Genomic DNA, 7,847 nt, shown 5'->3' on the forward strand with positions numbered 1-7,847 from the left:
GGTCTAAAGACAATCTTTCTAGGGTATCAGCCTTAAATAAAACTAACATAGAAGCCCATAAAAAAGCCTGTCCCGATTGGGGTAAATTAGCTTGGGCCATGGCTAAATCTAGATCATTTAATAACCCCAATTCTGCCAAAAAGCGATCGATCACATCGATAACCTGCACATCCCAGGGGTCAATTTCTCCCTGTTCCGCCATTTCTAAAAGAGAGGCGATCGCGTCACTGGCCGAGGTGATAGTCATGATTGTAGAATCTTGTAGGATCTCAAAGGATAGAATTTAGCAAGCAAAACCATGGACATATCGATCGCTGACCTGCGCTTGGACTACAATCTTGAAGAATTGCTAGAGTCCGAAACATCTGCCGATCCTTTCATTGTATTTAAACAATGGCTAGAACGGGCGGTATCTTCGGGAACATTGGAACCCAACGCTATGACTTTAGCCACTATTTCCCCGGAGGGTAAACCCCGGGCCCGCATGGTACTGTTAAAAGACTTCGATCCTCGCGGTTTTGTTCTCTTTACCAACTACCACAGCGCCAAGGGACAGGAATTAATCGCTAATCCCAATGCAGCCCTAGTGTTTTGGTGGGGAGAATTGCAACGGCAAATTAGGATTGAGGGAACTATAGAAAAAATCAGCGAGGAGGAATCGGATAATTACTTTTTTGTCCGTCCCTGGGAATCTCGTTTAGGGGCCTGGGCCTCCAATCAAAGTGAAGTGATTTCGGGGCGAGATATACTCGAAAAACGCCTAGCAGAACTAAAAGAAGAATATGCGGGTCGTGAAGTTCCCCGTCCTCCTCATTGGGGCGGATTTCGCCTAATTCCTAGTTTAATCGAGTTCTGGCAAGGTCGCCCCAGTCGTCTCCACGATCGTCTCTGTTATTATCGTCAAGAAGATGGCAGTTGGCAAAGGCAACGTTTAGCCCCTTAGTTTGATCTTGACACCTTGTATTGGCAAAATAGCTCGATGCTAATTCAATTTGTCATTTTAGTCTTGAGATAATATTAGGTCGATGTCTTTTCCCAACCCGCGCTTACCTTAGCGATCGGGTTGGGCTATTATGTCATTTGGGAAAGGCAATCCGTCCGCCCTAAAGTTTCAGAAAAACGATAGAATTGAAAGGGTTTTGGTTTGCATCTTTCAAAAATAACTAGAGAATTATGGACATCAATAAAGTTGGACTTCGAGAAACCTTAGAAGCATTGCGGGTTGAACTGAGTAAATCTATTTTAGCCTCTGAGGGTGAGCAGATTCGCTTTGAAGTGGGTGAAATTGAATTAGAGGTTCAATTTGTGGTTGAGCAGTCGAAAGAAGGCAAAGGTGGGCTGAAATTTTGGGTAGTAGAAATGGGCGGGGGTGGCACCAATAAAGATACGATAACCCATAAAATTAAAATTCCCCTTAAACCCATTTGGAAAGATGGAAAACCTGTATTGACAGGAAGTGATGATATTCCCGATTAGAATTTTATACCCCTAGGGACGCAATGCTTGCCCCCAAAGCAGTTAATTTGTAGGATGGGTTAGCGAAGCGTAACCCATCACCATCCCAGAAGAATAGGTTACATCAATCCGATAAGTTATGCCCCAATTCCAACCCGATCGCGCTTTAGAAATTGTTGCCCCTAAGTATGGCACTGCCTATCGAATTGGGGGACGTTTACTCTTGACTTGTCGGCATCTATTTGATAATAGTAACGACTGTAAAGTACGATTTAGATCAGCATCAAACTATTCTGATAAGCAGGATATAGACGCTAAAGTAATTTGGAAAGCCCCCGATAATATCGATATAGCCTTAGTAGAATTACCAGAAACTATCGAAACTTTTGATCCTGTAGACTTTGGGTTGTTACCTGATAGTAATAGTGGGGAAAAAGTTAAGTTTGAGTTTTTGGGGTGGCCTGAATGGGGGTTGATTAAAACTGATAAAAAAGAAAAGGCGACAAGACTTCATATTGAGGGTATTATTTACACAGCAGATGTTTCGCCAGATGGTCTATTAGTCTTAGAAGTTACTCGGAAGCCGTCAATTTTAGAGGTAAAAAAGGCTAATTTAGAGGCAGAACCAAAGTCCCCTTGGCAGGGGACATCAGGGGCAGCAATTGTTTGTAATGGGTTAGTGGTGGGTGTGCAGAAATGGCATCAAAATCCAGATCGTCCTGAATCTTTAGAAGCTGAATCTTTGGCAAGGGTTTATGACAATCCCGAATGGTGTGAGATATTAGAAAACCATGATATTGATCCTGAACCTAACCGCGTTATATCCGCTTCTTTAAAATCTTCTTCCTATCGCAATCAAGCTCCTCCTAAACCGAGTTATTTTGTGGAAAGACGAGAGGTTAGTATTGAGTTAAAACAACTTTTATTGTCAGAAACAACGGAAAAAACTGGAACTTTAGTTATTAGTGCGATTTATGGCTTAGGAGGTATTGGTAAATCCACTTTAGCGGCAGCTTTAGCACAAGAAAAAGAAGTTCAAGCTTTTTTTCCTGATGGCATTTTCTGGGCAACTTTAGGACAACAACCAGATATTTTATCCTTTCTTCATGGCTGGATTCAAGCTTTAGGAGATTATAATTTTAAGCCGACGGGTATTGATGCGGCATCCTTACACTTGAGGACTTTATTGGCAGATAAAAAGGCTTTATTAGTAGTAGATGATCTCTGGAATGTGGAAGATATTGATCCTTTTATAGTAGCAGTAAATCACTGTAAATTATTAGTAACCACTAGAGAAGTTCCCGTTAAAGGGGCAATTCGTTATGATTTGGATGTGATGACGGAAAGCCAATCTTTAGCCTTATTAAGGGGTTATTTAAAGCATGAATTAAATTTAGCAGATCAGAAACAAGCCAAAATATTAGCCAAAATTGTCGGTTATTTACCCTTAGCTTTGGAGTTGGGAGCAGCACAAGTTAAAGATGGGATTACTTGGGCTGAATTAATCGAAGATTTACGAGCAGAAATCGCTAATTTAGAAATTTTAGATCGCTTGGAAGCTGGAGATACTGCCAATGAAGAAAAGCGCAAACATTATAGTTTAATTGCCTGTTTTAATCTCAGTTTAAAGCGGTTATCGCCCCAAAGATTGCAACAGTTTATTTGGTTGGGAGTTTTACCTGATGATGTGACAATTACGGAAAAAATGGCAATTACTTTATGGGATTGTCGGCTAACGGAAGCGAGGAAAACCCTCAGATATTTACGCGGTAAAGCTTTATTATTAACAGGGGTTTCTAGTGAACAAACCTTCAGTTATCGTGTCCATGACCTCTTACATGATTTAGCCCGTAATCTTTTACAAGCGTCTTCTCATCCTGAAAGAGAGTATCAATTACCGGGGTTGGGTTTATCGATTTCTGAAGCTCATCGGCAACTTTTAACCCGGTATCAAAGACAGACTAAAAATGGTTTATGGCACAGTTTAGAGGATGATGGCTACATTTATAATCAATTGATTTGGCATTTGGAAAAGGCAAGAAAAATTGAAGAGATTCATCAATTACTGAGGGAGGAAACCGCGGAAGGAGGTAATGGCTGGTATAGCAAATGCGAGAAAGAAGCGAAAACGGCGATTTTTATCAAGGATGTTGTTAAAGCTTGGCAACTGGCGGAAGCTGATTTTGTGAATAAACCTAGTCAGTCTATGGGGTTACAGGTGCGCTATGGGTTGATCACCTCTTCTCTGAATAGTTTGGCGGGAAATATTCCACCGGAATTGATCGCGGCACTGATTCAGCATGAAATCTGGAAACCAGCGCAGGGATTGGCTTATGTGAGACAAAATCAAGATGCTAAGAAGAAAACGGCAGGATTAAGGGAAATTAGTCCCTGTCTTCCTCCTGCTTTGTTATCAGAAGCTTTAGAAGTTGTAAGAGCCATTGGGGATGAACACTACAGAGCAGAGGCATTGACCGGATTAGCTCCCTATTTACCAGAAAGTTTGTTACCTGAAGCCTTAGAAGTGGCTAGAGAGATTGGGAATAATTGCTATGTAGGGGCATTGACCAGATTAGCTCCCCATTTACTGGAAAGTTTGTTACCCGAAGCCTTGAAATTGGCTAGAGAGATTGGAAATGAACCTTTCCGTGCAGAGGTATTAACCAGATTAGCTCCCCATTTACCGGAAAGTTTGTTACCCGAAGCCTTGAAATTGGCTAGAGAGATTGGAAATGAACGTTTCCGTGCAGAGGCATTGACAGGGTTAGCTTCCTATCTACCTGAAGTTTTACCCGAAGCCTTAGAATTTGCTACAGAGGTTGGGGATGAACGCTTCCGTGCAAAGGCATTGACCAGGTTAGCTCCCCATTTACCTGAAGTGTTGCCTGAAGCTTTAGAATTTGTCAGAGCCATTGGGAAGTTCTATGTCTATAGCCATTACAAGGTAGATGAATCCTACTTTCCGGTGGTCGGCGGAAGCATCTGTGCGGAGGCATTGACAGGGTTAGCTCCCTATTTATCGGGAAGTTTGTTACCCGAAGCCTTAGAAGTTGTCAGAGCCATTGGGGATGAACACTACAGAGCAGAGGCATTGACCGGATTAGCTCCCTATTTACCAGAAAGTTTGTTACCCGAAGCCTTAGAAATTGCCAGGGAGATAGGGAATGATCGCTATGCAGAGGTATTGACAGGGTTAGCTCCCCATTTACCGCAAAATTTGTTACCCGAAGCCTTAGAAATTGCCAGAGCTATTAAGCTTGAAGGCTACCGTGCAGAGGCATTAACAGGGTTAGCTCCCCATTTACCGCAAAATTTGTTACCCGAAGCCTTAGAAATTGCCAGAGCTATTAAGCTTGAAGGCTACCGTGCAGAGGCATTAACCGAGTTAGTTCCCTATTTACCTGAAGTTTTACCCGAAGCTTTAGCAGTTGCCAGAGGGATTGGGGATGAATACTTCCGTGCAAAGGCATTGACCAGGTTAGCTTCCCATTTACCTGAAGTTTTACCCGAAGCTTTAGCAGTTGCCAGAAGGGTTGGGGATGAACACCACAGTGCAGGGACATTGATATTGACGGGTTTAGCCGTCCATTTGTCGAAAAGTTTGTTACCCAAAGCCTTAAAAGTTACCAGAGCGATTAGCGATGCATTCACTTGTGCAAGGGCATTGACAGGGTTAGCTCCCCATTTAATGAAAATTTTCTTACCCAAAGCCTTAAAAGTTGCCAGAGCCAAGGAGAATGAATACTCCCGTGCAAGGGCATTGACAGTAATAGCTCACTATTTCCCTGAAGTGTTACCCGAAGCCTTAGAGGCGGCCAGAGCGATTAAGAATTTATACGACCGTGTATTGGCATTGACAGGGATAGGTCTGTCTTTCCCTGAAGTTTTACCCGAAGCCTTAAAAGTTGCCAAAGCGATTGGGAATGAATACTTCTGTGCAAAGGCATTGACAGAGTTAGTTCCCTATTTACCTGAAGTTTTACCCGAAGCCTTAGAAGTTGCCAGAACGATTGGGAATGGATATGAATACTACCGTGCAGAGGCATTGACAGGATTAGCTCCCTATTTACCAGAAAGTTTCTTACCTGAAGCTTTAGAAATTGTCAGAGCCATTAGGGCTGAATACCTCCGTGCAGAGGCATTGACCGGGTTAGCTCCCCATTTACCGGAAAGTTTGTTACCCGAAGCCTTAGAAGTTGCCAGAGGGATTGGGTCTGAATCCAACCGTGCAGAGGCATTACAAGGATTGACTAAGGTGTTAACGCCTGCCAATGTTGACCTATCCTTCTGGGAAAAAAACCTTCATGCTTTGGGTACTCTCACTCGTCCTAAATTCCTCGAAACTATTCCCAACTTAGCGCCTTTAATCCTTCATTTTGGTGGAGTGGTCGCCTTAAGAGAAGTGTATCAAGGGATTAGGGAGGTGAGTCGCTGGTGGAAGTGATTCTCCTGTCAATAATTGCTATAATAGCTAAAATGGTCATAATGGCTAGTTTCTATAAAGGTTAGTTATGAAAACATTAGGAGCCTCAGAAGCAAAAAATCGCTTTGGCGAACTGTTAGACTTGGCTCGAAGAGAACCAGTAAAGATAGCAAAAAAGGGACGTAATGTTGCAGTCGTGCTGTCAATCGAGGAATTTGAGAGATTTTCCGAGTTAGAAAATCAACTTTTGGCTTTACAGGCAGAAAAAGCTCATCAAGAAGGTTTTATCGGAACAACAGAAAGTGAGGCTTTACTGTCAGAAATTTTAAATGCTTAAGATTAACCTATCTCGACAAGCAACTAAACGCTTAAAAAAACTGCCAGATAAACACGCCAAACAAGTAGCCACAAAAATAACCGAACTGAGAACAAATCCCTATCCCCAAGATTCTCTAAAGTTAAAAGGATACTCTTATCATAGAGCCGATATTGGTGAATATCGAATCGTTTATCGTGTTGAGGAGCAAACACTAGAAATCTTGCTGATTGACAAACGAAACGATGATGAAATTTATAAACAACTAAAGAGAACAATATAGAGAATCTTAATTATCAACCATCAATTAATTAGCGATATTATTCCTGCTAAAATCAAGAAAAACAAATTATCTTTAAACACTCATGAACATTAATGTAACATTTCCCGAAGAACTCCTCATTGCTGCCAGAGAAGAAAAAGAAGCATTCTCTCGTAAAGTCATAATTTATACATTAGGGCATCTTTATCAAGAAGGAAAAATTTCAGCAGGAATCGGCGCACAAGTATTAGGATGCGATAAATATACATTTTATACACTTCTCTCTGAGTATGGTTTTTCCATTATTGATTACACAGCAGAAGAATGGGAATCAGAGATAGAAACCAGTTATAAATTAGCAAAAAAAATCAAAGAGAATGAAGATAATTGTTAATTCTACACCGATCATCGCTTTATCTTTGATTAATCAATTAGACCTTCTTAATCAGCTATTTGATGAAGTGATTATTCCCTTAGCAGTCTATCAAGAAATTGTCATCACCGGAAACGATAAACCGGGGGCGAAAGAACTCAAAAACGCCAATTGGATTCAAGTCCAAGAAGTTGTATCATCATCTCCTCTTGAACCGCTATTATTAGGATTAGAGCGAGGAGAATTAGAAGTTATTCTCTTGGCAATTTCAATTAAACCAGACTGGGTAATTATAGATGAGAAATTGGCAAGAAGAGTTGCTAAAGCAATGAAATTAACTGTCAAAGTAACCTTAGGAATTCTCTTGGTTGGTTTTGATATGGGTTATCTATCTAAACAAGAAATTTTAGATCTATCACAACAGTTAATTAATCATGGAATTCGTATTAGTTCTCCGATTATTAATTGGCTAAAAACAGAATTAGACAATAGATCTCTTGCATAAGTCTAGACAAAATAGGATAAAATAGTCCAAGAGTTAAGATTGAAAGATGACTTACGAACAAGTAAAAACTTTAAAGCCAACAGAGTTCAAACGCTTGTGTGGCGTGTATCCAGATACATTTAAGGATATGGTAACAGTCCTAAAGGCAGAAAAAGTTTGGCAAAAAAAGACAGGTAGACCGAGCAAATTGAGTACAGAAGACCAACTACTAATAACATTAGAGTATTGGCGAGAATATCGCACCTATTTTCATCGGGGAAATAGCTGGGGTATTAACGAATCAACGGCGTATAGAATTGTTAGGAAAGTAGAGAATATTCTCATCAAATCAGGTCTGTTTAATCTACCCGGAAAAAAAGCCCTATTAGAAAGTAATAGTGAAAGACAAGTAATAGTGGTGGATGTGTCAGAACATGAGATAGAAAGACCCAAAAAAAAACAGAAATCATACTATAGTGGCAAGCAGGGATACCACACATTAAAGTCGCAAGTCGTTGCCGATCTCGCGCAGCG

General features: G+C 40.9%; 9 protein-coding genes. 8 read left to right on the top strand and 1 reads right to left on the bottom strand.

Annotated elements, in window-relative coordinates; translation table 11 throughout:
* Positions 1-247 (bottom strand): segregation/condensation protein A (locus IQ242_RS11255; RefSeq protein ID WP_193960035.1); only part of this gene is annotated, 247 nt, incomplete at its 3' end.
* A 51-nt stretch (positions 248-298) separates the two neighbouring features.
* Here IQ242_RS11255 and pdxH point away from each other — a divergent pair.
* From pdxH to IQ242_RS11295, 8 genes are all read left to right on the top strand, one after another.
* Entirely contained in the window at positions 299-943 is a 645-nt protein-coding gene (gene pdxH, locus IQ242_RS11260) for a pyridoxamine 5'-phosphate oxidase (protein ID WP_193960036.1), read from the top strand.
* Between the two features lie 230 nt (positions 944-1,173).
* Positions 1,174-1,476, top strand: coding sequence for a trypco2 family protein (locus IQ242_RS11265; protein WP_193960037.1), 303 nt, complete (start codon positions 1,174-1,176; stop codon positions 1,474-1,476).
* Between the two features lie 118 nt (positions 1,477-1,594).
* On the top strand, positions 1,595-5,899 hold the full coding sequence (locus tag IQ242_RS11270) for an NB-ARC domain-containing protein (RefSeq protein WP_193960038.1): 4,305 nt from the start codon (positions 1,595-1,597) through the stop codon (positions 5,897-5,899).
* 67 nt (positions 5,900-5,966) lie between these two features.
* Positions 5,967-6,215 carry a type II toxin-antitoxin system Phd/YefM family antitoxin gene (locus tag IQ242_RS11275; protein ID WP_002739617.1) on the top strand — a complete coding sequence of 83 codons (249 nt, stop codon included), beginning with the start codon at positions 5,967-5,969 and terminating at the stop codon, positions 6,213-6,215.
* Positions 6,208-6,477 (top strand): type II toxin-antitoxin system RelE/ParE family toxin, encoded by a 270-nt coding sequence (locus IQ242_RS11280; protein WP_002739840.1) that lies wholly within the window; start codon positions 6,208-6,210, stop codon positions 6,475-6,477. Before IQ242_RS11275 ends, IQ242_RS11280 begins: the two co-directional genes overlap by 8 nt.
* Before the next feature lie 82 nt (positions 6,478-6,559).
* Entirely contained in the window at positions 6,560-6,850 is a 291-nt protein-coding gene (locus IQ242_RS11285; RefSeq protein ID WP_193960039.1) for a UPF0175 family protein, read from the top strand.
* A complete protein-coding gene (locus IQ242_RS11290) occupies positions 6,834-7,334 on the top strand; it encodes a DUF3368 domain-containing protein (RefSeq protein WP_193960040.1) in 501 nt (166 codons plus the stop codon). Before IQ242_RS11285 ends, IQ242_RS11290 begins: the two co-directional genes overlap by 17 nt.
* 46 nt (positions 7,335-7,380) lie before the next feature.
* Positions 7,381-7,847: transposase family protein (locus tag IQ242_RS11295; RefSeq protein WP_193960041.1), on the top strand; the 467-nt coding region annotated here is incomplete at its 3' end.

It is taken from the genome of Microcystis sp. LEGE 08355, assembly GCF_015207185.1.
In the GTDB taxonomy this organism is placed as follows: domain Bacteria; phylum Cyanobacteriota; class Cyanobacteriia; order Cyanobacteriales; family Microcystaceae; genus Microcystis; species Microcystis panniformis.

Bases quoted from the DNA above. Each gene is read 5' to 3' on its own strand.
- pdxH (WP_193960036.1), top strand. From the start codon at position 299: ATGGACATATCGATCGCTGACCTGCGCTTGGACTACAATCTTGAAGAA.
- IQ242_RS11265 (WP_193960037.1), top strand. From the start codon at position 1,174: ATGGACATCAATAAAGTTGGACTTCGAGAAACCTTAGAAGCATTGCGG.
- IQ242_RS11270 (WP_193960038.1), top strand. From the start codon at position 1,595: ATGCCCCAATTCCAACCCGATCGCGCTTTAGAAATTGTTGCCCCTAAG.
- IQ242_RS11275 (WP_002739617.1), top strand. From the start codon at position 5,967: ATGAAAACATTAGGAGCCTCAGAAGCAAAAAATCGCTTTGGCGAACTG.
- IQ242_RS11280 (WP_002739840.1), top strand. From the start codon at position 6,208: ATGCTTAAGATTAACCTATCTCGACAAGCAACTAAACGCTTAAAAAAA.
- IQ242_RS11285 (WP_193960039.1), top strand. From the start codon at position 6,560: ATGAACATTAATGTAACATTTCCCGAAGAACTCCTCATTGCTGCCAGA.
- IQ242_RS11290 (WP_193960040.1), top strand. From the start codon at position 6,834: ATGAAGATAATTGTTAATTCTACACCGATCATCGCTTTATCTTTGATT.